Annotated in this window: 19 protein-coding genes and 1 other RNA gene; 14 read left to right on the top strand and 6 right to left on the bottom strand. The window is 39.1% G+C overall.

From position 1 onward, the window contains the following. Positions 1–219: 219 nt before the first annotated feature. From ilvC to HMPREF1481_RS06710, 4 genes are all read left to right on the top strand, one after another. The gene (ilvC, locus tag HMPREF1481_RS06725; RefSeq protein WP_016466736.1) at positions 220–1242 is read left to right on the top strand and encodes a ketol-acid reductoisomerase; all 1023 of its coding nucleotides are present in this window, start codon (positions 220–222) and stop codon (positions 1240–1242) included. 79 nt (positions 1243–1321) lie between these two features. Next, positions 1322–2572, top strand: a complete 1251-nt coding sequence (ilvA, locus tag HMPREF1481_RS06720) for a threonine ammonia-lyase IlvA (protein ID WP_016466735.1) — start codon at positions 1322–1324, stop codon at positions 2570–2572. 82 nt (positions 2573–2654) lie between these two features. Further along, entirely contained in the window at positions 2655–3551 is an 897-nt protein-coding gene (locus HMPREF1481_RS06715) for an SPFH domain-containing protein (RefSeq protein ID WP_016466734.1), read from the top strand. A 105-nt stretch (positions 3552–3656) separates the two neighbouring features. Then, complete coding sequence (locus HMPREF1481_RS06710; protein ID WP_002893653.1) at positions 3657–3872, top strand: capsule biosynthesis transcriptional regulator; 216 nt, start codon at positions 3657–3659, stop codon at positions 3870–3872. 84 nt (positions 3873–3956) lie between these two features. On the opposite strand, the gene HMPREF1481_RS06705 is transcribed toward HMPREF1481_RS06710, so the two are convergent. Beyond that, positions 3957–4697, bottom strand: a complete 741-nt coding sequence (locus tag HMPREF1481_RS06705; protein ID WP_006147962.1) for an amino acid ABC transporter ATP-binding protein — start codon at positions 4695–4697, stop codon at positions 3957–3959. Next, positions 4697–6262, bottom strand: a complete 1566-nt coding sequence (locus tag HMPREF1481_RS06700) for an ABC transporter substrate-binding protein/permease (protein WP_016466733.1) — start codon at positions 6260–6262, stop codon at positions 4697–4699. The genes HMPREF1481_RS06705 and HMPREF1481_RS06700 overlap by 1 nt, the downstream gene beginning before the upstream one ends. Before the next feature lie 130 nt (positions 6263–6392). Here HMPREF1481_RS06700 and HMPREF1481_RS06695 point away from each other — a divergent pair, with 130 nt between their 5' ends. Further along, positions 6393–8288, top strand: coding sequence for a DUF2207 domain-containing protein (locus tag HMPREF1481_RS06695; protein ID WP_016466732.1), 1896 nt, complete (start codon positions 6393–6395; stop codon positions 8286–8288). Positions 8289–8350: 62 nt separating this feature from the next. Next, positions 8351–9196 carry an undecaprenyl-diphosphate phosphatase gene (locus HMPREF1481_RS06690; protein WP_016466731.1) on the top strand — a complete coding sequence of 282 codons (846 nt, stop codon included), beginning with the start codon at positions 8351–8353 and terminating at the stop codon, positions 9194–9196. 34 nt (positions 9197–9230) lie between these two features. Here HMPREF1481_RS06690 and dinB read toward each other — a convergent pair whose 3' ends face one another. After that, positions 9231–10292, bottom strand: a complete 1062-nt coding sequence (gene dinB, locus HMPREF1481_RS06685; RefSeq protein WP_016466730.1) for a DNA polymerase IV — start codon at positions 10290–10292, stop codon at positions 9231–9233. Positions 10293–10531: 239 nt separating this feature from the next. Between dinB and pflB the strand changes: the two genes are divergently transcribed. Together pflB and HMPREF1481_RS06675 are read left to right on the top strand one after the other, a co-directional pair. Then, entirely contained in the window at positions 10532–12847 is a 2316-nt protein-coding gene (pflB, locus tag HMPREF1481_RS06680; RefSeq protein WP_016466729.1) for a formate C-acetyltransferase, read from the top strand. A gap of 403 nt (positions 12848–13250) precedes the next feature. Next, a complete protein-coding gene (locus HMPREF1481_RS06675) occupies positions 13251–15353 on the top strand; it encodes an AAA family ATPase (protein ID WP_016466728.1) in 2103 nt (700 codons plus the stop codon). Between the two features lie 57 nt (positions 15354–15410). Here the strand turns inward: HMPREF1481_RS06675 and HMPREF1481_RS06670 are convergent, their stop codons facing one another. After that, positions 15411–15893, bottom strand: a complete 483-nt coding sequence (locus HMPREF1481_RS06670; protein WP_004262051.1) for an S-ribosylhomocysteine lyase — start codon at positions 15891–15893, stop codon at positions 15411–15413. 205 nt (positions 15894–16098) lie between these two features. Between HMPREF1481_RS06670 and HMPREF1481_RS06665 the strand changes: the two genes are divergently transcribed. Next, positions 16099–18075, top strand: a complete 1977-nt coding sequence (locus HMPREF1481_RS06665; RefSeq protein ID WP_016466727.1) for a peptide ABC transporter substrate-binding protein — start codon at positions 16099–16101, stop codon at positions 18073–18075. Positions 18076–18151: 76 nt separating this feature from the next. Here HMPREF1481_RS06665 and pbp1a read toward each other — a convergent pair whose 3' ends face one another. Together pbp1a and recU are read right to left on the bottom strand one after the other, a co-directional pair. Continuing rightward, positions 18152–20284 carry a penicillin-binding protein PBP1A gene (pbp1a, locus tag HMPREF1481_RS06660; RefSeq protein WP_016466726.1) on the bottom strand — a complete coding sequence of 711 codons (2133 nt, stop codon included), beginning with the start codon at positions 20282–20284 and terminating at the stop codon, positions 18152–18154. After that, positions 20281–20877, bottom strand: a complete 597-nt coding sequence (recU, locus tag HMPREF1481_RS06655; protein ID WP_016466725.1) for a Holliday junction resolvase RecU — start codon at positions 20875–20877, stop codon at positions 20281–20283. The genes pbp1a and recU overlap by 4 nt, the downstream gene beginning before the upstream one ends. Positions 20878–20944: 67 nt before the next feature. Here recU and HMPREF1481_RS06650 point away from each other — a divergent pair, with 67 nt between their 5' ends. The 5 genes from HMPREF1481_RS06650 to mapZ all read left to right on the top strand — a co-directional run bounded on the left by HMPREF1481_RS06650 (position 20945) and on the right by mapZ (position 24990). After that, positions 20945–21472, top strand: a complete 528-nt coding sequence (locus tag HMPREF1481_RS06650; RefSeq protein ID WP_016466724.1) for a DUF1273 domain-containing protein — start codon at positions 20945–20947, stop codon at positions 21470–21472. A 69-nt stretch (positions 21473–21541) separates the two neighbouring features. Next, the gene (gene gpsB / locus HMPREF1481_RS06645) at positions 21542–21877 is read left to right on the top strand and encodes a cell division regulator GpsB (RefSeq protein ID WP_016466723.1); all 336 of its coding nucleotides are present in this window, start codon (positions 21542–21544) and stop codon (positions 21875–21877) included. Between the two features lie 18 nt (positions 21878–21895). Further along, positions 21896–22277: RNase P RNA component class B (rnpB, locus tag HMPREF1481_RS10675), an RNA gene on the top strand. A gap of 84 nt (positions 22278–22361) precedes the next feature. Further along, on the top strand, positions 22362–23540 hold the full coding sequence (locus HMPREF1481_RS06640; RefSeq protein ID WP_016466722.1) for a THUMP domain-containing class I SAM-dependent RNA methyltransferase: 1179 nt from the start codon (positions 22362–22364) through the stop codon (positions 23538–23540). Further along, positions 23533–24990 carry a cell division site-positioning protein MapZ gene (gene mapZ, locus HMPREF1481_RS06635; RefSeq protein ID WP_016466721.1) on the top strand — a complete coding sequence of 486 codons (1458 nt, stop codon included), beginning with the start codon at positions 23533–23535 and terminating at the stop codon, positions 24988–24990. The genes HMPREF1481_RS06640 and mapZ overlap by 8 nt, the downstream gene beginning before the upstream one ends. The last annotated feature ends 73 nt before the right edge of the window (positions 24991–25063 follow it).

Here is a 25063-nt window from a genome sequence, read left to right as displayed (position 1 = left end):
TACTCTTCGTAAATCAAATTCAAACTACGTTAGCGTCGCTTTGCCGTAGGTATATGTTACTGACTCCGTCAGTCTTATTTACAACCTCAAAGCAGTGCTTTGAGCAACCTACAGCTAGCTTCCTAGTTTGCTCTTTGATTTTCATTGAGTAAAAGAATCCAACCTAAATTTGTTAATTTAGCCTATCAGGCAATAAAAATAGAAAAGAGAGAAAAAACTATGGCAGTTCAAATGGAATACGAAAAAGATGTAAAAGTAGCAGCACTTGACGGTAAAAAAATCGCCGTTATCGGTTATGGTTCACAAGGACACGCCCACGCTCAAAACTTGCGTGATTCAGGTCACGATGTGATTATCGGTGTTCGTCCAGGTAAATCATTTGATAAAGCTAAAGAAGATGGTTTTGAAACTTACACAGTAGCAGAAGCAACTAAATTGGCTGATGTTATCATGATTCTGGCTCCAGACGAAATTCAACAAGAATTGTACGAGGCAGAAATCGCTCCAAACTTGGAAGCTGGAAATGCAGTTGGTTTTGCACATGGTTTCAACATCCACTTCGAATTCATCAAAGTTCCTGCAGATGTTGATGTCTTCATGTGTGCTCCTAAAGGACCAGGACACTTGGTACGTCGTACTTACGAAGAAGGATTTGGTGTTCCAGCGCTTTACGCTGTATACCAAGATGCTACAGGAAATGCTAAAGATATTGCTATGGACTGGTGTAAAGGTGTTGGTGCAGCGCGTGTAGGTCTTCTTGAAACAACATACAAAGAAGAAACTGAAGAAGATTTGTTTGGTGAACAAGCAGTTCTTTGCGGTGGTTTGACTGCCCTTATCGAAGCTGGTTTTGAAGTCTTGACTGAAGCTGGTTATGCTCCAGAATTGGCTTACTTCGAAGTGCTTCACGAAATGAAATTGATCGTTGACTTGATCTACGAAGGTGGATTCAAGAAAATGCGTCAATCAATCTCTAACACAGCTGAATACGGTGACTATGTTTCAGGTCCACGTGTGATTACTGAACAAGTCAAAGAAAACATGAAAGCTGTTCTTGCTGATATCCAAAATGGTAAATTTGCCAACGACTTTGTGAACGACTACAAAGCTGGTCGTCCAAAATTGACTGCTTACCGTGAACAAGCTGCTAACCTTGAAATTGAAAAGGTTGGTGCAGAATTGCGTAAAGCAATGCCATTTGTTGGTAAAAACGACGATGACGCATTCAAAATCTACAACTAATTTTTGAGAATAAAGATAGAAGGCGAGTTGGGGGTACCTAACCCGCTTTTTATCTTGAAAACGAATCAAGGAGAAGATTATGCTTAGTGCAAAAGATGTGGTAAAAGCCCATAAAGTATTGAGTGGTGTAGTAGTCAATACACCGTTAGAATATGATCATTACTTATCAGAGAAATACGGAGCTAAAATTTATCTCAAGAAAGAAAATGCTCAACGTGTTCGGTCATTTAAGATTCGTGGTGCTTATTATGCGATTTCTCAATTGACCAAGGAAGAACGTGAACGTGGTGTAGTGTGTGCTTCAGCGGGAAATCACGCCCAAGGAGTTGCTTACACATGTAATGAGATGAAGATTCCTGCAACAATCTTTATGCCAATTACAACACCTCAACAGAAAATTGGTCAGGTTCGTTTCTTTGGTGGTGATTTTGTAACCATTAAATTGGTAGGAGATACCTTTGATGCGTCAGCTAAGGCAGCTCAAGAGTTTACAGTCGCTGAAAATCGTACCTTTATCGATCCTTTCGATGATCCTTATGTTCAAGCGGGGCAAGGAACTGTTGCCTACGAGATTTTAGAAGAAGCACGCAAAGAATCCATTGATTTTGATACTGTTTTGGTACCTGTAGGAGGTGGAGGTCTTATTTCTGGTGTTTCTACCTATATTAAAGAAACAAATCCAGAAATTGAAGTAATTGGTGTTGAGGCTGAAGGGGCTCGTTCTATGAAGGCGGCGTTTGAAGCTGGAGGACCAGTCAAACTTAAGGAAATTGATAAGTTTGCTGATGGGATTGCTGTGCAAAAGGTAGGACAGTTGACCTATGAGGCAACTCGTAAAAATGTACAGACTCTTATCGGAGTGGATGAAGGTTTGATTTCTGAAACCTTAATTGATCTCTACTCTAAGCAAGGGATCGTAGCAGAACCTGCGGGTGCTGCTAGTGTTGCAGCCCTAGAAGTGTTATCTGATTATATTAAAGGAAAAACTATTTGTTGTATCATCTCTGGAGGGAATAATGACATCAACCGTATGCCAGAGATGGAAGAACGTGCCTTAATCTATGATGGCATCAAGCATTACTTTGTAGTGAATTTCCCACAACGTCCAGGTGCTCTTCGAGAGTTTGTAAATGATATCTTGGGACCGAATGATGATATCACACGTTTTGAATACATCAAACGTGCTAGCAAGGGAACTGGACCTGTTTTGATTGGTGTAGCTCTAGCAGATAAGCACGATTATGCAGGTTTGATTCATCGAATGGAAAAATTCGACCCGTCTTATATTAACTTAAATGGGAACGAAACCCTATATAATATGCTTGTTTAATATCCTATAAAATTTTTATCATATTATTTGCCTAACCTATATGCGAGTGCTATAATGTAAGTGAAGAAAGGGGGAGATTCCCATGGTTTTACCAGTTTTACTTGTTGTATTAATTCTAATGCTTATTGTGGGAGTTACTCTAGTAAGTTCTGTTTATGTCGTTCGTCAACAATCTGTTGCCATTATCGAACGATTTGGTAAATATCAAAAGTTAAGTAATAGTGGTATTCATCTGCGAGCACCATTTGGCATTGACAAAATTGCAGCTCGTGTACAGCTACGCCTTTTACAAAGTGAAATCGTGGTTGAAACCAAAACCCAAGATAACGTTTTTGTGACCATGAATGTCGCAACTCAATACCGTGTAAATGAGCAAAACGTTACAGATGCTTACTATAAATTGATGAGACCGGAAGCTCAAATTAAATCTTATATTGAAGATGCATTACGCTCATCTGTTCCTAGATTAACTTTGGATGAATTGTTTGAGAAAAAAGATGAAATTGCATTAGAAGTTCAAAAACAAGTAGCGGAAGAAATGTCAACGTATGGGTATATTATCGTTAAGACGCTCATTACCAAAGTTGAGCCGGATGCAGAAGTCAAACAATCTATGAACGAAATCAATGCTGCTCAACGTAAGAGAGTGGCAGCTCAAGAATTGGCTGAAGCAGACAAAATAAAGATCGTTACAGCGGCAGAAGCTGAGGCAGAAAAAGATCGTCTCCATGGTGTGGGGATCGCAGAGCAGCGGAAAGCAATTGTTGATGGACTTGCTGATTCTATTAAAGAGTTAAAAGGAGCTAATGTCGAATTAACTGAAGAACAAATTATGTCAATCCTATTAACCAATCAGTATTTAGATACATTGAATAATTTTGCAGACAAACAAGGAAATAATACTATATTCTTGCCAGCAAATCCTAATGGAGTTGAAGATATACGGACCCATATATTATCGGCTTTAAAAGCCAAATAATCATGTTCTGAGCGCTTTAATTCAGTGTATGTATGCGTTTTTATTGACAAATACTATAAAAACATATAGAATGAAATAGCGCAAAGAAAAAAATAGGAGAATAACATGGCTAAGTCTAACTTTGAAAAAGTAGAATCAGTTGTTAGCTGGGTTCGTGATAAGAAAATCACAGGGTATCGTATTTCTAAGGAAACAAATGCACGTGAAATGTCTATCATTGCTTTAGCTCAAGGACGTGCAAAAGTTAAAAACATTTCCTTTGAAACAGCCCTCGGCTTAATTGATTTCTACGACAAAAATCATGAAAAATTTGAAGATTAGTCTTTGGATATAGGCAGGTTCGAAAAGAATCTGCCTTTTCATTTTAGGAAATATAAAAAGACTGCAGGTTGCAGTCTTTTTTGATTATCCAAGATAGCGTTGTAAAAATTCTCTGGTGCGTTCTTCTTTAGGATTGGTAAATAGATCTTCAGGTTTGCCTTCTTCTGCAATAACCCCCTTATCCATAAAGATAACACGGTTTGATACATCGCGAGCAAATTCCATTTCATGGGTTACAACGATCATAGTCAAGCCTTCTTGAGCTAGTTCTTGCATGATTTTGAGAACTTCACCGACCATTTCAGGGTCGAGGGCTGATGTAGGCTCGTCAAAGAGAATGGCATCAGGATTCATAGAAAGAGCGCGAGCAATAGCCACACGTTGCTTTTGACCACCAGAAAGTTGTTTTGGTTTGGCTTGCCAGAAACGTTCTCCCATACCAACCTTTTCAAGGTTTTCTTTTGCAATTTTCTCTGCCTCTGAGTGTTCACGTTTGAGAACAGTTGTCTGTGCCACAATCGTATTTTCGAGAACATTGAGATTTTCAAAAAGATTAAAGGACTGGAAAACCATACCTAGTTTTTCACGGTAGTGAGTAAGGTTATACCCTTTTTCAAGGACGTTTTCACCGTGATAAAGAATTTCACCTTCAGTTGGGGTTTCGAGAAGGTTGATAGAACGTAGGAAGGTTGATTTACCACTACCGGAGCTACCGATGATAGAAATCACTTCTCCTTTATGAATAGTGAGTGAGATGTCTTTTAGGACCTCGTTTTGTCCATAGGATTTTTTGAGGTGTTTGATTTCAAGAATGGGTTGATTCATTATTTCAAATCCTCCGTTTGCATTTGGTTAGCACCTGTTGTATAGGTATCCATATCCATACGTTTTTCAATGTAACGGAGAATACGCGTTACTGTAAAGGTAAGGACAAAGTAGATAACTGCGATGATGGTAAAGGTTTGGAAGTATTGGTAGGTTTGTGTTGCTACTGTATTTCCTGAGAAGTAAAGTTCTACAACAGAGATAACGTTCAATACAGAAGTATCCTTGATGTTGATGACGAATTCATTACCAGTTGCTGGTAGAATATTTCGAACAACTTGAGGCAAAACAATCTTACGCATGGTTTGATTATGAGTCATACCAAGTGCAGTTGCCGCTTCAAATTGTCCCTTATCAACAGCCAGAATACCACCACGGACGATTTCTGTCATGTAGGCACCAGTATTGATAGAAACGATAAAGATAGCAGCCAGTGTTCGGTCTAGGTTGATTCCAAAGGCTTGTGCAGTACCATAGTAGATAACCATAGCTTGTACAATCATAGGCGTACCGCGGAAAATTTCAATATAGATGTTGAGAATCCAGCCAAGTAGATTTTGGATTACATAGATAAATTGATTTTCAGATTGAGGTGCAGTACGGAAGACACCGATAGCAAGACCGATGATGAGACCGACGATAGTACCGATAATGGAAATTAGAAGAGTGATACCGGCACCACGCAAGAGTTGTTGCCAGTTCTCAGATAGAATTTTAGCAACTTGGCCAAAGAAATTACTGTTGCTTTCTTCAGTTGTTGTAGATTCGGCAGGTTGCTCTTTAATCATACGATCCATGAGCGCAACTTGCTCTTCTTTAGAAATGGTTTCGATACTAGCGTTGATTTGACTGATACGTTCGTCGTCTTTACGTAAACCGATAGCGATAGATGTATCTTCCTCCCCAGTTTTAAAGCCAGGTTCAGGTTGAATCATTTTAAACTTAGCGTTTGCTGATTCAGCAGTTAAGGCTTCTGGACGTTCAGAGACATAGGCATCGATGACCCCAGCTTCAAGAGCTTGTCGCATTTGCGCAAAATCACCCATAGCAGTTTCTTTCTGAGCACCTGGGATTTGTGAAATCAAGTCATAAAGGTAAACACCTTGTTGAGAAGTGATTTTTGCTCCGCTAAAATCCTCTAGTGATTTGGCATTTGCATAGGCAGAATCCTTTTTGACCAAAAGTACTGGTTCGCTAGTGTAGTAGCTGCTTGAGAAAGCAATTTCTTGTTTGCGTTCAGCAGTTGGGCTCATACCTGCAATGATCATATCGATTTTACCAGAGGTAAGGGCTGGGACAAGTCCTTCCCATTTAGTTTTTACAACCAAAGGTTCTTTGCCGAGGTCCTTAGCAATCTTTTTAGCTATTTGGACATCGTACCCATTAGCATATTGATTGGTTCCATCGATTTTGACAGCACCGTTACTGTCATCATCCTGAGTCCAGTTAAAAGGTGCGTAAGCTGCCTCCATTCCAATGCGTAAATATTCATCGGCTTGGACCTGGCTAACTAGTCCTAGAGTAAGGGCTAGGCTAGCAAGGATAGATAAGCATAATTTTTTCATGTTTTCTCCTATTTCTAGTCTAAAAATGGCTCCCTCTATTGTATCTAAAAATGATGAGATTTTCAATACAAGTAAACCTTAACTTCTAAAAAATGATATAATAGTGAAAAAACTTGGAAGGCAGTGTAAGATGAAAAAGAAATGGCTATTGGCTTTGATATTCACCTGTTTCCTTTTTGTACCGCGCTTGGTTTTTGCTGTAGACTTTGATATTTTATCCTATAAGGGAGATTTGAATATTCATGCAGATAATACAGCAGTTTTCAAAGAAACAATTACCTACCATTTTAAAGATGATTTTAATGGTCAATTGATTGGGCTCGGTAAAGCAGGGAAGATGCCAAAGGGATTTGAGATTGATGATGACCCAACTGTCCTTGTATCTAAAAATGGGCAAATCGTTCAGGATGTTCTCTCATATACTAAGGAAGAAGAGGATGGCTACAAGGTCATCATTCTTAATCCAGGAAATGCAGGAGATACTGTTCGGGTAACCGTTACTTGGCAACTGTCAAATATTCTCTTTTTGTATAACGACATCGCGGAGCTAAATTGGCAACCACTGACAGATAGTTCTGGGGATATCAAAGATTTAGAATTTCGAGTAACTTCAGATAGTCCTGCAGAGAAACTCTTTTTCCATACTGGCAAACTCCTCAACGAGGGAAGTGTCGAAAAAATCAATGATATCTACTGGGTTAAAATGAAGGATCTTCCTAAAAAACGTCAAGTTGAACTACACGCCTATTGGCCGAGAGAGGCTTTCTCAAGTGCTCCGAGTCAGGGTCTAAATGAAGAAAATTTAAGCAACTTCAAAAGAGTTGAGGTAGAAATAAAAGCCAATAAAGTGCAGGCAAACGTCATGATAAAATGGATTTTCCCAACTTTCTTTATGGCTTTATTGCTACTTACTATCATGTATTATCGAGCCTTTCGCAAACAGATAAGTCTCCAAAAAGTATATCCGAAGAATCATCGACTTTACGAACCTCCAATGGACTTACCTCCAATGGTTTTGGCAGAAGCAATCTATTCAACCTCCTTAGAGGAAGTTAGTCCCCTAAATAAGCATAAGTTTGGTAAGTTCACTTTTGAACAACTAATCCAGGCAACATTGTTGGACTTAGTCGATCGTGGGCATTTATCCATTTTTCAGGGTGAAGAGGAACCGTGGATAAAAATTAATAGTGAAAAAGGCTTGTCTAATTTTGAAAAAGAATGTTTACGCATGACTCTTTCAACTAAGAAAGAAATTGCTTTATCTGACCTTTTCCTTGAATATCAAGTTTCTTCAACTTTGTTTCATGGTGCTAAGGAAGCTGATGAGAAACATATTCGAGAATTCGGATTACATCTAAAACGTTCTTTCGAGAGACGACTTCAACGTATGCAAAGTTGTGTTCGAGACAAGGTAAAAATTTTACGACTTCCGAGCTACTATCGTCCTTTGACAGATACAGAAAATAATCTTGTGAAGAAAATGAAAGTCTGTTCAGCTGTAACAGGACTTATCGGCCTTATCATTTTTTACTATAGTCTAAGAACCTGTGGTTATTTCTCAATTCCTTTACTTTCCCTCGGTTTACTGGGGTTACTTGCTAGTGCCTTAGTTCATTTTGCGACACGAGGGCCATCTCGTGATGGTGTCTTAAATGAAGAAGGAGCAGAAGCATTTTATCTCTGGACAAGTTTTGAAAATATGCTTCGGGATATTGCCCATTTAGAGAAGGCTGAACTAGAGAGTATTGTTGTTTGGAATCGCCTATTGGTTTATGCGACACTTTATGGATGTGCCAAGAAAGTGAACAAAATCATGAAACTCCATAACATACAACTTGGAAATGCAGATATGAATCTTTATGTGTATTGTGGATGGGATACAAACTTTCATGCATCGGCCTCTCATATCAACCATTATGCAACCATCGCAAATACTGCAAGTACTTTTTCTGTATCATCCGGAAGCGGTAGCTCTGGGGGTGGTTTCTCAGGCGGTGGCGGCGGTGGAAGTGTCGGCGCTTTCTAAAGAAAACTAAACACATCCTTTAAAAGTATGATATAATGGAGGATAGAAAAAAGGAGTAATCTATGTATTTTTTTGAAATTTTAAAAGCTATCTTTTTTGGAATTGTTGAAGGGATCACGGAGTGGCTACCGATTTCAAGTACTGGTCACTTGATTTTAGCACAAGAGTTTATCCAGTTTAAAGATCAAAATGAAACCTTTATGTCTATGTTTAACGTCGTTATTCAACTGGGTGCTATCTTAGCCGTTATGGTTATCTACTTTAACAAGCTTAATCCCTTTAAACCAGGTAAGGATAAAGTTCAAGTTCGTAGAACTTGGCAATTATGGTCCAAAGTATTTGTGGCTACACTTCCTTTATTAGCCGTTTTTAAATTTGATGATTGGTTTGAAACCCATTTCTATAATAAAGTTTCAGTAGCCATCATGTTGATTGTTTATGGGGTTGCCTTCATCTATCTTGAAAAACGAAACAAGGCACAAGCTATTGAGCCAACAGTTACTGACTTAGATAAATTACCTTATAAAACAGCATTGTATATTGGCCTTTTCCAAGTCTTGGCCCTTTTACCAGGAACTAGCCGTTCAGGTGCCACTATCGTCGGTGGTTTGTTAAATGGAACCAGTCGTTCAGTGGTGACAGAGTTTACCTTCTATCTAGGAATTCCAGTTATGTTTGGAGCCAGTGCCTTGAAGATTTTTAAATTCATCAAAGCAGGGGAAGTATTGAGTTTTGGTCAATTCTTCTTGCTCCTAGTCGCCATGGTAGTCGCTTTTGCAGTCAGCATGGTTGCTATTCGTTTCTTGACCGGCTATGTAAAAAAACACGACTTCACAGTCTTCGGTAAATACCGTATTGTTCTTGGTAGTGTCTTGTTGCTTTATAGCTTTGTTCGATTATTTGTATAAGAAAAAACCTTGAGGGAAGTTTCCTTCAAGGTTTTTAAAACCCTGTCACTGTGACTCCCAATAAACGGACGCCTTTATCCTTATCACTAAGTGTTTCGTAGAGTTGAATAATGCATTGAGCGATTTGGTCTGAATCTTGTGTTTGTTGATCTAGGGTTTTTCGCTTAGTCAAAGTAGAAAAGTCAGCGTAGCGAATTTTTAAGATGACAATCTTACCACTTTTTTCATATTTTTGAAGACTAAGAGCGACTTTTTGCGAAAGCAGAGTTAGCTCTTTTTTGATATCTTCTTCCAGACTAAGAATCTTACTATAGGTTTTTTCTTTACCAATAGACTTACGAATACGGTCAGATTTAACGGCAGAATTATCAATCCCACGAGCCTTTCGATAAAGGTCAAATCCAAGTCGTCCAAAACGATCAATAAGCGTAATTTCAGAGATTTCTATGAGATCAGCTCCTGTGAATACACCCATTTGATGCAATTTCTCAACAGTTTTCTTGCCAACGCCGTGGAATTTAGCAATATCCATTTGTTTGAGGAAATTTTCGGCTTCTTCAGGGAGAATAACCGTCAAACCACGAGGTTTTTGATAGTCACTAGCCATTTTAGCTAAAAACTTATTATAAGAAACCCCGGCAGAAGCGGTCAGATGGAGTTCTTGCCAAATATTCTGCTGAATTAAGCGAGCAATTTTAACGGCAGATTTGATACCGAGTTTGTTTTCAGTTACGTCTAGATAGGCTTCATCGATACTCATAGGCTCAATTTTATCTGTATATCGTTTGAAAATAGCTCGTATCTGTTGACCGACAGCAGTATATTTTTCGTAGTTTCCAGAAATGAAAACGGCTTGCGGACAACGCTCATAGGCCTCTTTGGAACTCATAGCTGAGTGGATGCCAAAGGCTCTCGCTTCATAACTACAAGTCGAAACAACTCCGCGACCTCCTGTTTTTCTTGGGTCGCTACCAATAACAACGGGTTTCCCTTTAAGCTTAGGATTGTCTCTAATTTCTATCGCAGCAAAAAAGGCATCCATGTCAATATGGATGATTTTACGAGATAAATCATTCATTAGTGGAAATATCAGCATGTGATGACCTTTCTTTGGTAGAATTACTAGCTATATTATAACCTTTTTCAGAAAAAATAGAAAATAGGTAAATCCTTTTTCAAAACTATAATACAGTTATCGCGAAAACAACAACTGTATTATAAAAGAAAGTGGCAAAAATGACTTATTTTAGTTGTTGAAATCGTTTACTGTGTGGTATACTGGATACATGAATGTAACAGATGACTGTTACTAGAAAGATAAAAGAGGACATTAACATGGTTGTTAAGACAGTTGTTGAAGCACAGGACATTTTTGACAAAGCCTGGGAAGGCTTTAAAGGTGTTGACTGGAAAGAAAAAGCAAGTGTATCACGCTTTGTACAAGCTAACTACACACCTTATGATGGAGATGAAAGCTTCCTTGCAGGACCAACAGAGCGTTCACTTCACATTAAAAAAATCGTAGAAGAAACTAAAGCACACTACGAAGAAACTCGTTTCCCAATGGACACTCGTCCAACTTCTATTGCTGATATTCCTGCTGGATTTATCGACAAAGAAAACGAATTGATTTATGGTATCCAAAACGATGAACTCTTCAAATTGAACTTCATGCCAAAAGGTGGTATCCGTATGGCTGAAACTACTTTGAAAGAAAATGGATACGAACCAGATCCAACTGTTCACGAAATTTTCACTAAATACGTAACAACTGTTAACGATGGTATCTTCCGTGCTTACACTTCAAACATCCGTCGTGCTCGTCACGCTCACACTGTAACTGGTCTTCCAGATGCATACTCACGTGGACGTATCATCGGTGTTTACGCACGTCTTGCTCTTTACGGTGCAGACTACTTGATGCAAGAAAAAGTAAACGATTGGAACTCAATCGAAGAAATCGATGAAGAAACAATCCGTCTTCGTGAAGAAATCAACCTTCAATATCAAGCTTTGCAACAAGTTGTACGCTTGGGTGATCTTTACGGAGTTGATGTTCGCAAACCAGCGATGAACGTTAAAGAAGCTATCCAATGGGTAAACATCGCCTTCATGGCAGTCTGCCGTGTGATCAACGGTGCGGCTACATCTCTAGGACGTGTGCCAATCGTATTGGACATCTTTGCAGAACGTGACCTTGCTCGTGGAACATTTACTGAATCAGAAATCCAAGAATTTGTTGATGATTTCGTTATGAAACTTCGTACAGTTAAATTTGCTCGTACAAAAGCTTATGACCAATTGTACTCAGGTGACCCAACCTTCATCACAACTTCTATGGCTGGTATGGGTAACGACGGTCGCCACCGTGTTACTAAAATGGACTACCGTTTCTTGAACACACTCGATAACATCGGTAACTCTCCAGAACCAAACTTGACAGTTCTTTGGACTGACAAATTGCCATACAACTTCCGTCGCTACTGTATGCACATGAGCCACAAACACTCTTCAATCCAATATGAAGGTGTTACAACAATGGCTAAAGATGGATACGGTGAAATGAGCTGTATCTCATGCTGTGTATCTCCACTTGACCCAGAAAACGAAGAACAACGTCACAACATCCAGTACTTCGGTGCTCGCGTTAACGTTCTTAAAGCTCTTCTTACTGGTTTGAACGGTGGTTACGACGATGTTCATAAAGACTACAAAGTATTTGATATCGAACCAATCCGTGACGAAGTTCTTGAGTTTGAATCAGTTAAAGCTAACTTTGAAAAATCTCTTGACTGGTTGACTGACACTTACGTAGATGCTTTGAACATCATCCACTACATGACTGACAAGTACAACTATGAAGCTGTTCAAATGGCCTTCTTGCCAACTAAACAACGTGCTAACATGGGATTCGGTATCTGTGGATTCGCTAACACTGTTGACACATTGTCAGCTATCAAGTACGCTACAGTTAAACCAATCCGTGATGAAAATGGCTACATCTACGATTATGAAACAATCGGTGAATACCCACGTTGGGGTGAAGATGACCCACGTTCAAACGAATTGGCAGAATGGTTGATCGAAGCTTACACAACTCGTCTACGTAGTCACAAACTTTACAAAGACGCAGAAGCTACTGTATCACTTTTGACAATCACATCTAACGTTGCTTACTCTAAACAAACTGGTAACTCTCCAGTTCACAAAGGTGTATACCTCAACGAAGATGGTTCTGTGAACTTGTCTAAACTTGAATTCTTCTCACCAGGTGCGAACCCATCTAACAAAGCTAAAGGTGGATGGTTGCAAAACTTGAACTCACTTGCGAGCCTTGACTTTGGTTACGCAGCTGATGGTATCTCATTGACAACTCAAGTATCACCACGTGCTCTTGGTAAAACTCGTGACGAACAAGTTGATAACTTGGTAACAATCCTTGATGGTTACTTCGAAAACGGTGGACAACACGTTAACTTGAACGTTATGGACTTGAACGATGTATACGAAAAGATCATGTCAGGTGAAGACGTTATCGTACGTATCTCTGGATACTGTGTAAACACTAAATACCTCACTCCAGAACAAAAAACTGAATTGACACAACGTGTCTTCCACGAAGTTCTTTCAATGGATGATGCATTGAGCTAAGATTCATAAATAGTAAATCGAAAACCAGTCATTTTGACTGGTTTTTTGGTATTAAAAAAATATTTAAAAAAAGTTGGTCAATTTTGGTCAAAACCCTTGACTAATACTGACCAAAGTGATATACTAAGAACATAAGGATGAGAAAATCCTTAGAAAACCTTGATTTTAAGGTGATTGTGTAATTTATCTTAAGATTAAAGTATGGGTAAAACCTAGAAAGAGGTGCAACCTATGTTTAACATTAGTATTTTTAGAAGTCCAATTAGAAAACTTGTATTGGATAAAGAAAAACCTGAAATTATACGTAGAGTAGCAAATAGCTAGTCTAAATTTTTTAAAATAAAGGTCAGAGAAAGTCAAAGTGTTTTGACTAACTAATTTTGAATTTAACGAGGTATGAAATATGAATAACAACTTTAATAACTTTAACAACATGGATGATTTGTTTAACCAATTGATGGGTGGTATGCGTGGATACAGTTCCGAAAATCGTCGCTACTTGATTAACGGTCGTGAAGTAACACCTGAAGAATTCGCGATTTACCGTCAAACAGGTCAACTTCCTAGCGAAGGAAGTGATCAAGCTCAGTACGTTCAAGGGAAAGGTATGAAACAAGACGGTATTCTTGCTAAACTTGGACGTAATTTAACTGCTGAAGCTCGTGAAGGGAAGCTAGATCCGGTTATTGGACGTAACAAGGAAATTCAAGAAACATCTGAAATCCTTTCTCGTCGTACAAAGAATAACCCGGTTCTTGTCGGCGATGCTGGTGTTGGTAAAACGGCAGTAGTAGAAGGTCTTGCCCAAGCTATTGTGAATGGTGACGTTCCAGCAGCAATCAAGAACAAAGAAATCATTTCAATTGATATTTCTGGACTTGAAGCTGGTACTCAATACCGTGGTAGCTTTGAAGAAAATATTCAAAACTTGGTAAACGAAGTCAAGGAAGCTGGGAATATAATCCTCTTCTTCGATGAAATCCACCAAATCCTTGGTGCAGGTAGCACAGGGGATGGTCAAGGATCTAAAGGTCTTGCTGATATCTTGAAACCAGCTCTTTCACGTGGGGAATTGACAGTGATTGGTGCAACAACTCAAGATGAATACCGTAATACCATCTTGAAAAACGCGGCCCTTGCTCGTCGTTTCAACGAAGTAAAAGTCAATGCACCATCTGCTGAAGATACTTTCAAGATTCTCCAAGGGATCCGTGATCTTTATCAACAACACCACAACGTCATCTTGCCAGATGAAGTATTGAAAGCGGCTGTTGATTACTCTGTTCAATACATTCCGCAACGTAGCTTGCCTGATAAGGCTATCGACCTTGTCGATGTGACAGCCGCTCACTTGGCAGCACAACATCCAGTAACAGATGTGCATGCAGTGGAACATGAAATTGAAGAAGAAAAAGCTAAACAAGAAGCTGCGGCTGCTAAAGAAGATTATGAAGCCGCTTTAAATGCAAAAGTTCGTATCGAAGAACTTGAAAAGCAAATTGCTAACCATACAGAAGATCACAAGGTTACAGCGACTGTAAATGACGTAGCTGAGTCTGTCGAACGGATGACAGGTATTCCAGTATCACAAATGGGGGCAACTGATATTGAACGCTTGAAAGATATGGGTCACCGTTTGCAAACTAAGGTTATCGGCCAAGATAAGGCTGTTGAAGCAGTAGCACGTGCGATTCGTCGTAACCGTGCAGGTTTTGATGAAGGAAATCGCCCAATCGGTAGCTTCCTCTTTGTAGGACCTACTGGTGTTGGTAAAACTGAGTTGGCTAAACAATTGGCACTTGATATGTTCGGTACTAAAGATGCCATCATTCGTTTGGACATGTCAGAATACAGCGATCGTACAGCCGTTTCTAAATTGATTGGTACAACAGCTGGTTATGTTGGTTATGATGACAACAACAATACTTTGACAGAACGTGTTCGCCGTAACCCATACTCAATCGTCCTTCTCGACGAAATTGAAAAGGCTGACCCTCAAGTGATTACTCTTCTTCTTCAAGTATTGGATGATGGTCGTTTGACAGATGGTCAAGGTAACACTGTAAACTTCAAGAATACTGTGATTATCGCAACTTCGAACGCTGGCTTTGGCTATGAAGCCAACTTGACAGAAGATGCGGATAAACCAGAATTGATGGATCGTTTGAAACCTTACTTCCGTCCAGAATTCTTGAACCGTTTCAACGCTGTGATTGAATTCTCACACTTGAGCAAAGAAGACCTTTCTAAGATTGTTGATTTGATGTTGATTGATGTCAATAAGACACTTTCTAAGAAAGAAATCGACTTGGCAGTGAGCGATGCAGCCAAAGAATACATGACTGAAGAAGGTTATGATGAAGTTATGGGTGTTCGTCCACTCCGTCGAGTAGTTGAACAACAAATCCGTGATAAAGTAACAGACTTCCATTTGGATAATCTTGATGCTAAACACCTTGAAGCCGACATGGAAGATGGTGTCTTGGTCATTCGTGAAAAAGCCTAAATCAAGAATTCGAAAATAAAAAAGGAACCAGCTGAAAAGCTGGTTCTTTTTTTATTGTTAAATAACATGACGTTCAAAGGCATCGTCTGAAATTCCTTGTTCAAGAATCAATTTAGCCCACTCCTTAGCTGAAAATAGGCTGTGATCCTTGTAGTTGCCACAAGATTCAATGGTAGTCCCTGGGACATCTTCCCAAGTTGTTGTCTCTGCAATTTCTTTCAGCGAATCTTTGATAACAGATGCGATTTCAGCGCTAGTATGGCGTCCCCACATAATCATATGGAAACCTGTACGACAACCAAATGGGGAACAATCAATCATACCATCAATGCGAGTACGGATGAGCTTAGCTAAGAGGTGCTCAATTGTATGAAGACCAGCGGTTGGGATAGAGTCCTCATTTGGTTGAACCAAGCGGATATCAAAGTTAGAAATGATATCTCCTTTAGGACCTGTTTCTTCTCCTATTAAACGAACGTACGGTGCTTTAACAATGGTGTGGTCAAGTTCAAAACTTTCAACAATAACTTCTTTTGACATAGTATTTCCTTTCAACTTTCTTCTTTCATTATATCATAAAGAATTGTTTGAGAACTGTCAAAAAAAGAATTTTGTATCAGATGTTTATTGAAAAGTTAGAAATAGAAAAAAATATTTTCAAATCAATTTGAAAAATTCTGAAAATTGTATTGACACTTAGCAAAAAAGGGACTATAATGTATAAAAAGTCATAAAGGAGTTTATTATGAAATTTTCAAAAGTAATGGCCCTAGCAGGAGTGACTCTGTTGGCGTCAGGTGTTTTGGCGGCTTGTTCAGGTTCGAGCGCAAAAGGTGAGAAAACTTTTTCTTACACGTATGAAACCGACCCAGACAACCTCAACTATTTGACAACTGGTAAAGCAGCAACTGCTAATATCACTAGTAACGTCATTGACGGTTTGATGGAAAATGACCGCTACGGAAACTTTGTGCCATCAATGGCAGAAGATTGGTCTGTATCTCAAGATGGTTTGACTTACACTTACACAATCCGTAAAGATGCTAAATGGTATACTTCTGAAGGTGAAGAGTACGCAGCTGTGAAAGCTCAAGACTTTGTAACAGGTCTTAAATATGCAGCTGACAATAAATCAGAAGCACTTTATCTCGTTCAAGATTCTATTAAGGGTCTTGATGCATATGTGAAAGGTGAAGTTAACGACTTTTCTGAAGTTGGAATCAAGGCAATTGATGATCAGACAGTTCAATACACTTTGAACAAACCTGAAAGCTTCTGGAACTCTAAAACAACTATGGGTGTTCTTGCACCGGTCAATGAAGAATTCCTTACTTCACAAGGAAGTAACTTTGCCAAAGCAACTGATCCAAGTAGTATCCTTTATAACGGTCCGTACTTGTTGAAATCATTGGTAGCTAAATCTTCAGTAGAATTTGAAAAGAATCCAAATTACTGGGATAAGGACAATGTTCATATTGATAAAGTAAAACTCTCATTCTGGGATGGTCAAGATACAAACAAACCTGCAGAAACCTTTAAGTCTGGTGGTTTCTCAACGGCTCGTCTATTCCCAACAAGTGCAAGTTATCCTGAAACTGAAAAAGAGTTTAAAGACAATATCGTTTATACACCACAAGATTCTTCAACTTACTTAATTGGTACCAATATTGATCGTCAGTCTTATAAATATACTTCTAAAACTACAGATGAGCAAAAAACTTCAACTAAGAAAGCTCTCCTTAACAAAGACTTCCGTCAAGCCATTGCCTTCGGTATTGATAGAACAGCTTATACTTCTCAAATCAATGGAGAAAGTGGAGCAACAAAACTTCTTCGTAACTTGTTCGTACCACCAACATTTGTTCAAGCAGATGGTAAAAACTTTGGTGAATTAGTTAAGGAAAAATTGGTGACCTATGGTGACGAGTGGAAAGATGTTAACCTAGACGATGCTCAAGACGGTCTTTACAGTCCAGAAAAAGCAAAAGCAGAATTTGCTAAAGCTAAGACAGCTCTCCAAGCAGAAGGTGTTCAATTCCCAATTCACTTGGATATGCCGGTTGACCAAACAAGTACTACAAAAGTACAACGTGTTCAATCATTGAAACAATCACTTGAAGCAACATTAGGAACTGATAACGTAGTCGTTGATATCCAACAACTTCCAAAAGATGAAGTTCTCAATGTCACTTACTTTGCAGAATCAGCTGCTGGGGAAGATTGGGACCTTTCAGATAACGTTGGTTGGACTCCAGACTTTGCAGATCCATCTACTTACCTTGATATCATCAAACCATCAGTCGGTGAAAACACTAAAACTTACCTAGGATTTGATGCAGGAACAAATAATGCTGCTGCCAAACAAGTTGGTTTGGAAGACTACGAAAAGATGGTTGTTGAAGCTGGAAATGAAAACACTGACGTTTCAAAACGTTATGACAAATATGCTGCAGCTCAAGCTTGGTTGACAGATAGCGCTTTGATTATTCCAACATCTTCTCAAACTGGACGTCCAATGTTGTCTAAGATGGTACCATTTACGCTTCCATTTGCTTACTCAGGTAACAAGGGAACAACTGAACCTCTCTTGTACAAATACCTTGAACTTCAAGATAAACCAGTAACTGCTGATGAATATCAAAAAGCTCAAGATAAATGGAAGAAAGAAAAAGAAGAATCCAATAAAAAAGCGCAAGAAGATCTTGCAAACCATGTCAAATAAAAGAAAGTGGAGTTAGTGATTAACTCCACTTTTTTACGCTAAAAAACCTAGGAAACTATTCCTAGGTCTTTTTTGATTATTGTTGTCCTTGAGGATTTGGATTTTGTTGAGGATTTGTATTTGGAGTAGTTGGATTCTGTGCTGTATTTGGACTAGTAGTTTCAGCTACTGTAGTATGATTTTCAGTAGTCGTACTAGCAGGTGTTTCTGTTGTTGTAACCTGCTGGGTTGTTTGAGGAACCCAGCTATTACGAGCACCGTTTTTAAAGACGTATTCACCATTGCGATACAAACCTTCAGGCATTGTCCAATCACCTGGGTTATCATCCTCTGAGAGATATGCCATCATTGAGCGGTAGATGTTTGCAGCTACTCTAAATCCATCTCCTACGATTGGAGTGAGACGGTTTGAATAACCGGTCCAAACGGCCATTGAATATTTACGGGTATATCCTACAAACATTTCATCAGGTGCAACATAATCGTATCTCTTAATGTAATTTTCAATTTCATCATCTGTATAGTTAGATGTTCCCGTCTTACCTGCTTGAGGTAACCATGACATGTAAGCTCCACGACCTGTTCCGTAGGTTAATACGGTTTTCATCATTTCTGTCATCATGTAAGCTGTAGTTTCCTTCATAGCGCGTGAACCTGGGTCAGAGAATTCTTTTGAAGTTCCGTCACTAAAGACAACTTTATTGATATACATTGGTTTGTGGTAAATACCACCGTTGGCAAAGGCAGCATAGGCAGCAGCCATTTTTTCACTACTTGCTCCGTACTGCTTATGGGACTCAACTGTATTACTTGAAATGGCGTTTGCGTATACCATAGATGGGTAGTCAATGCCTAAACCATTCAAGAAGGTCTTAGCTTGATCTAGTCCAACTTTTTCAAGTGTTTTAACAGCCGGTACGTTACGAGATTGCTGAATTGCATACTGGAGTGTGATATTTCCGTAGTAGGCTTTATCCCAGTTATAGACAGGAATGTCTGTTCCAGGATAGTTATAAGGAGCATCATTAATTGTTGCTGCAGTAGAGTCGAAAATTCCGTACTCAAGTGCAGGAGCGTAATCTGTGATAGGTTTCATAGTAGAACCCCAGTCACGGTTTGTTTCAACGGCTTGGTTAATACCGAAGGAAACATTACTTGATTGGTGTCTAGAACCAAGCTGAGCGATAACTTTACCATTTGTAACGTCAACGATAGTAGAAGCAGCTTGGATTTCATCATCAGGATAATCTACATACTCATCTGTGTTGTATACATCCCAGAGTCGTTTTTGAACATCTTGGTCCACATTGGTGTAGACATCCATACCAGTAGTCAAGAGGTTGTAACCTGTTTCATTTTCAACTTGTTCAATGACTTCTTTGAGGTAATTGTCTAAGTAAGGAGGGTAGCTGTTACTTCCTTTGAGGCTTTGTAAACCATCAGTAATCGGTGTGTTAATAGCTGTTTCGTATTGCTCGGATGTGAGATAGCCTTGATTTTGCATCTCTGATAGGACTAGATTGCGACGTTCAGTGGCTTCTTCTGGGTGAGAATAAGGGTCGTATTGGTTAGGTGCTTGAGGCATTCCAGCAAGCAGTGCAAGTTGTGGAATAGACAAATCTTTTAAGTCTTTACCATAGTAGTTTTGCGCTGCAGTCTGCATACCATAGTTACCATTTGACATGTATACCTTATTGATGTAATATGTCAAGATTTCTTGTTTGGTGGCAGTTCTTTCTAGCTGAATAGCGAGCCAAGCTTCCTGAGCCTTACGAGAGATTGTTTGATCTGACGAAGATGTTGAGAAATAAGTTAATTTAATCAACTGCTGGGTCAAGGTTGAACCACCTTGAAGACCGTTGCTTCGAAGATTTCGTAAGAAGGCGCCCATGATACGAATGCTATCAATCCCTCTGTGGTTGAAAAAGCGATGGTCCTCAATAGAGACGATTGCATTAACAAGGTCTGTTGGGATTTCATTGCTTTGAGCATTTACCCGACGTTCCGCTCCTAAGTCCGCAATCAATTCATTCTTACTGTCGTAAATTTTACTTGAAGTTGTTGCGACTAGTTTGCTTTCCGTAAGTTCAGGCGCTTTAGATGCATAATAGAAGAAGACACTTCCACCGATTAGTATCGAAGCGATAAAGGCAGCTAAGATTCCAATTCCTAGATATTTAGCAATGCGCCAGATAAGTTGTTTATTCATATTGTTTTACCACCTAGTAAATGTTGTTTGACGATATCGAGATAAGGTATTTGAGGAAAGGCTTGTTGTTCAATCACAAAACCGTGCTCTCGAATATAATCAAGTGGCATTGATTTTTTTCCCATATCCTGACGATAAAAACGGATGAGGTCAATTGCCGGTAATAAATACGTTTCCTGATAAGAAGAAAAATGGATTAAGACGAAGCAAATTCCTTTTTGTTCAAGGACCTGTTCCATATGCTGAATCTGATGAGAGTGGAAATTCTTCATCGGAAAAGCTTTTTTTTGTTTGGTTTCCTTGGCTTCGAAATCGATATAAAATCCTTCATAAACACCCGAGTAGTCAGTTGTTGATGCCTGTCTAAAATAGGCTTCGACAATTTTAGCACGACTCCGCTGAGGATAGTCGACTCGTACAATTTGAATCGGGGTTGGCTTTTTATGAATGACTGCCATTCCGTGTGAGAGATAGTAGTCGTTCGTAGCGTTGATCATCTTTTCAAAACTCATTCCCCGATTTGCGAAATTTTTAGTTTGAGGTAGGGAAGTTTTGCTTGATTTAGATGAAAGTTTATGTGGATAGTTGACCATAATCCTCCTTATTGGTACAATAACATCACTCTATTATACCATAAAGGTCTTTAGAAAGGGTGAAAAAATGCATACAGCCTTGGTTTTGGGATACTCAGCTTTTGATTTGGGATTATTTAATGAAAAGGATATCCGTTTAAAAATCATCAAAAAAGCTATCCGTAGAGACTTGGAAAGATTAGCTGAAGAAGGATTGAAATGGCTAGTGTTTACGGGGACTCTTGGATTTGAACATTGGGTTTTAGAAGTTGCTAAGGAGATGAAAGAAGACTATGGATTTCAACTAGCGACTATTTTTGATTTTGAAACACATGGATCAAATTGGAATGAGGCCAATCAAGCTAAATTGAGTGATTTTAAACAGGTTGATTTTATTAAGTATGCTTACCCTGCTTATGAGCATAAAGGTCAATTGAGAGATTATCAGATTTTTTTGCTCGAAAATACAGATGGTGCCTACCTTTTTTATGACGAAGAAAACGAAACAAAACTGAAATTTTTTTACGAACGGATGAAAAAGAAAGACAACTATATTACAAAAATATTAACATTTGAGGATTTAAATGAAGTAGCCGAAAATTTTTCCGAAAATTGAGGCTTTGACCTTGCTTTTTGTTTGCCTTTTTTTATATAATAATACTAGTAACTGAGAATGGAGAGAGACATGGCAAGTATTATTTTTACAGCAAAGGATATTTTTGAACAGGATTTTGGAAGAGAAGTACGTGGATACAGTAAAGCAGAGGTTGATGAATTCTTGGATGATGTTATCAAGGATTATGAAACCTATGCAGCCCTCGTGAAATCCCTTCGCTTGGAAATCGCAGAATTAAAAGAAGAATTAGCAAATAAACCTCAAGTAGCACCTGTATCTGTTGCTTCTGAACCTGCAGATCTTGGAAGCACAACTTCTATGACCAACTTTGATATCTTGAAACGTTTGAATCGTCTTGAAAAAGAAGTGTTTGGCAAACAAATCGTAGAAAACTCTGATTTCTAAGAATCATACAGTTGTGCAATTTTTGGATAATCGCGTGAAGAGTTTATCTTTTCATGAGGAAAGTCCATGCTAGCACAGGCTGTGATGCCTGTAGTGTTTGTGCTAGGCGAAACCATAAGCCTAGGGACGAGAAATCGTTACGGCGAGTGAATAGACTAAGTTTTCGGATATGTTTTAGTAGCTCTGAAAGTGCCACAGTGACGTAGTCTTTCTGGAAACAGAGAGAGTGGAACGCGGTAAACCCCTCAAGCTAGCAACCCAAATTTTGGTCGGGGCATGGAGTGCGCGGAAACGAACGTAGTACTCTGACTACTAGCAACTTCTGGTTGTTAGTGGTAGACAGATGATTATCGAAGGAAGCGGTCCTAGTCGCTTCTGGAACAAAACATGGCTTATAGAAAATTGCATATAGGTTGGGGCTGAGAAATCTTTCTCAACCTCATTTTTTAAAAGGTGAACAAGAGAAAGGTCTTTAAAGACTGACATGAAACAAACATTTAATTTAATCGCGACTGCTGCGGCAGGCTTAGAGGCGGTGGTAGGTCGAGAAGTGCGTGCACTAGGCTACGACTGTCAAGTTGAGAATGGTCGAGTTCGCTTTGAAGGAGATGTGAAGACAATTATTGAAAGCAATCTGTGGCTAAGAGCTGCGGATAGAATTAAGATTGTTGTTGGAACTTTTCCTGCAAAAACATTTGAAGAACTTTTTCAGGGAGTATTTGCTCTTGATTGGGAAAACTATCTTCCGCTCGGAGCGCGTTTCCCAATCTCTAAGGCTAAGTGTGTTAAATCAAAACTTCATAATGAACCGAGTGTCCAAGCCATTTCTAAAAAGGCTGTTGTCAAGAAATTGCAGAAACATTATGCAAGGCCAGAAGGCGTCCCATTAATGGAGAATGGACCAGAGTTTAAAATCGAGGTTTCGATTCTTAAAGATGTAGCGACAGTTCTGATTGATACAAGTGGCTCTAGTCTTTTCAAACGTGGGTATCGAACAGAAAAGGGGGGTGCTCCAATCAAGGAAAACATGGCAGCAGCTATCCTGCAATTGTCTAACTGGTATCCAGATAAACCTCTGATTGATCCAACCTGTGGTTCTGGAACCTTCTGTATCGAAGCGGCTATGATTGCCCGTAATATGGCACCAGGCTTGCGTCGTTCCTTTGCTTTTGAAGATTGGAACTGGGTTAGTGACCGTTTGATTCAGGAAGTCCGCACAGAAGCAAGTAAAAAAATTAATCGTGAGATTGAACTAGATATCATGGGCTGCGATATTGATGGTCGTATGGTAGAAATTGCGAAGGCAAATGCTCAGGCAGCAGGAGTTTCTAAAGACATCCTCTTTAAACAGATGCGCGTGCAGGATTTGCGTACGGACAAGATTAATGGAGTTATTATCTCTAATCCACCATATGGAGAACGCTTGTCAGATGATGCAGGAGTCACCAAGCTCTATGCTGAGATGGGAGAAGTTTTTGCCCCGCTTAAAACATGGAGTAAATTTATCCTGACTAGTGATGAAGCTTTTGAAAGTAAATATGGTAGTCAGGCAGATAAAAAACGAAAACTCTACAACGGTACTTTGAAAGTTGATTTATATCAATATTTTGGTCAACGAGTGAAAAGACAAGATGTTAAAACAGAAAGGAATGCAGATGAGTAAGAAAAGACGCGATCGTCATCATAAGGGTGAGCAAGAATCTAAATTCGAATTCGAGGAAGCTAAAGATTTAACGGTTGGTCAGGCCATTCGTAAGAACGAGGAAGTTGAAGCAGGTGTAACTCCAGATGATACAATCTTAGATAAATATATCAAGCAACACCGTGAAGAAATCGAAGCAGACAAATTTGAAAATTTACAAACGAAAAAAGAGGAATCTACTCAAAGCTTGGATGATATGATCCAAGAAGTGAGAGAAACGGCTGAACAAGAAAATGCATTAAGTTCAGAAGAGCAAGTAATTACAGATGCAGTTGCTGCCGAAACTACAGAGATTGTAGCTCAAGAAGTTGATATCGAGGAAACAAGAGTTCTTGAGCAACCTTTTAAGGATGAATTGGAAGCCGTTGAAATGGCTGAGGCCGATAACTCTCAAGGTACAGTAGTTGCTGAAGAAAATGAAGAACAAGTACAAACTTTGTCTCGTTTTGCTCAAGTTGATGATCAACCTGTAAATAAAAAGAAATGGGCAATTTTATCAGCCATTATTTTAGGTTTCCTCTTGGTTTTTGGAGGTGCCTATTACGTTTATCGCCAAATTTCTCGTTCTTCTCAAGAAATTCAAACGCAAGCGGCAGATTCAGGTCTGGTAAGCAATCAGTCAGTCTTGGAACAATTTAATACTCTCTACGATACATTCTATACTGATGAGAACAAAACAGCTCTTAAAAATAGCCAGTTTAGTCAACTAAATCAGTTAAAAGAAATCTTAGATAAACTTGAGGGAGCAAGAGAGTATACTCTAGCTAAATCAAAATATGATAGCTTAGAAACACAGATAAAAGCTATCCAAGAAGTGGACTCTCAATTTGAAACTCCAGCTATTACAGATGGTGTCTTGGATACAAATGCAAAAATCAAAGCAGATGCGAAATTCACAGATATCAAGACTGGAAATACAGAAATTGACAAACTTCTAGATAAGGCGATCAGCCTCGGTAAGAGTCAATTAGCAAGTACGACAACAACAGCTTCAACAACAGCCGCGACAACAGCCGCGAGCCAGGAAGCGTCAAGTCCAACTACTGAAAGCAGTAGTCCATCGACTTCAACAAACGAGACTGCAGCTACAACTAATGGAGGCTTGTCAAGCGAAGGTGTTAATTTGCAAAGAAGCGTTAGCCGAGTGCCGTACAATCAATCAGCTGTAAATGATAGCAGTAATCCTGCCTGGACATTTGCTGATGGAGTTCTTGAACAAATTCTTGAGACATCACGTGCGCGTGGTTACATCACTGGAAACCAATATATCTTGGAACGTGTAAATATCGTTAATGGTAATGGTTATTACAACCTTTATAAGCCAGATGGAACTTATCTCTTCACCCTTAACTGTAAGACAGGTTACTTTGTAGGGAATGGTTCTGGCCATGCGGATGATTTAGACTACTAGTCAAATTGTTATAAAATTCTTTCTTTTCACAGATAAACGTGATAAAATAAAACATATTAAATAAGAGGAGTGT

Source organism: Streptococcus sp. HPH0090, assembly GCF_000411475.1.
Taxonomy (GTDB): Bacteria; Bacillota; Bacilli; order Lactobacillales; family Streptococcaceae; genus Streptococcus.
Note: the sequence above shows the minus strand (reverse complement) of the source record. Positions and strands in the feature narration are given on the sequence as shown.

Coding starts and splice junctions, on each gene's coding strand:
- ilvC (WP_016466736.1), top strand. CDS start 220: ATGGCAGTTCAAATGGAATACGAAAAAGATGTAAAAGTAGCAGCACTT.
- ilvA (WP_016466735.1), top strand. CDS start 1,322: ATGCTTAGTGCAAAAGATGTGGTAAAAGCCCATAAAGTATTGAGTGGT.
- HMPREF1481_RS06715 (WP_016466734.1), top strand. CDS start 2,655: ATGGTTTTACCAGTTTTACTTGTTGTATTAATTCTAATGCTTATTGTG.
- HMPREF1481_RS06710 (WP_002893653.1), top strand. CDS start 3,657: ATGGCTAAGTCTAACTTTGAAAAAGTAGAATCAGTTGTTAGCTGGGTT.
- HMPREF1481_RS06705 (WP_006147962.1), bottom strand. CDS start 4,697: ATGAATCAACCCATTCTTGAAATCAAACACCTCAAAAAATCCTATGGA.
- HMPREF1481_RS06700 (WP_016466733.1), bottom strand. CDS start 6,262: ATGAAAAAATTATGCTTATCTATCCTTGCTAGCCTAGCCCTTACTCTA.
- HMPREF1481_RS06695 (WP_016466732.1), top strand. CDS start 6,393: ATGAAAAAGAAATGGCTATTGGCTTTGATATTCACCTGTTTCCTTTTT.
- HMPREF1481_RS06690 (WP_016466731.1), top strand. CDS start 8,351: ATGTATTTTTTTGAAATTTTAAAAGCTATCTTTTTTGGAATTGTTGAA.
- dinB (WP_016466730.1), bottom strand. CDS start 10,292: ATGCTGATATTTCCACTAATGAATGATTTATCTCGTAAAATCATCCAT.
- pflB (WP_016466729.1), top strand. CDS start 10,532: ATGGTTGTTAAGACAGTTGTTGAAGCACAGGACATTTTTGACAAAGCC.
- HMPREF1481_RS06675 (WP_016466728.1), top strand. CDS start 13,251: ATGAATAACAACTTTAATAACTTTAACAACATGGATGATTTGTTTAAC.
- HMPREF1481_RS06670 (WP_004262051.1), bottom strand. CDS start 15,893: ATGTCAAAAGAAGTTATTGTTGAAAGTTTTGAACTTGACCACACCATT.
- HMPREF1481_RS06665 (WP_016466727.1), top strand. CDS start 16,099: ATGAAATTTTCAAAAGTAATGGCCCTAGCAGGAGTGACTCTGTTGGCG.
- pbp1a (WP_016466726.1), bottom strand. CDS start 20,284: ATGAATAAACAACTTATCTGGCGCATTGCTAAATATCTAGGAATTGGA.
- recU (WP_016466725.1), bottom strand. CDS start 20,877: ATGGTCAACTATCCACATAAACTTTCATCTAAATCAAGCAAAACTTCC.
- HMPREF1481_RS06650 (WP_016466724.1), top strand. CDS start 20,945: ATGCATACAGCCTTGGTTTTGGGATACTCAGCTTTTGATTTGGGATTA.
- gpsB (WP_016466723.1), top strand. CDS start 21,542: ATGGCAAGTATTATTTTTACAGCAAAGGATATTTTTGAACAGGATTTT.
- HMPREF1481_RS06640 (WP_016466722.1), top strand. CDS start 22,362: ATGAAACAAACATTTAATTTAATCGCGACTGCTGCGGCAGGCTTAGAG.
- mapZ (WP_016466721.1), top strand. CDS start 23,533: ATGAGTAAGAAAAGACGCGATCGTCATCATAAGGGTGAGCAAGAATCT.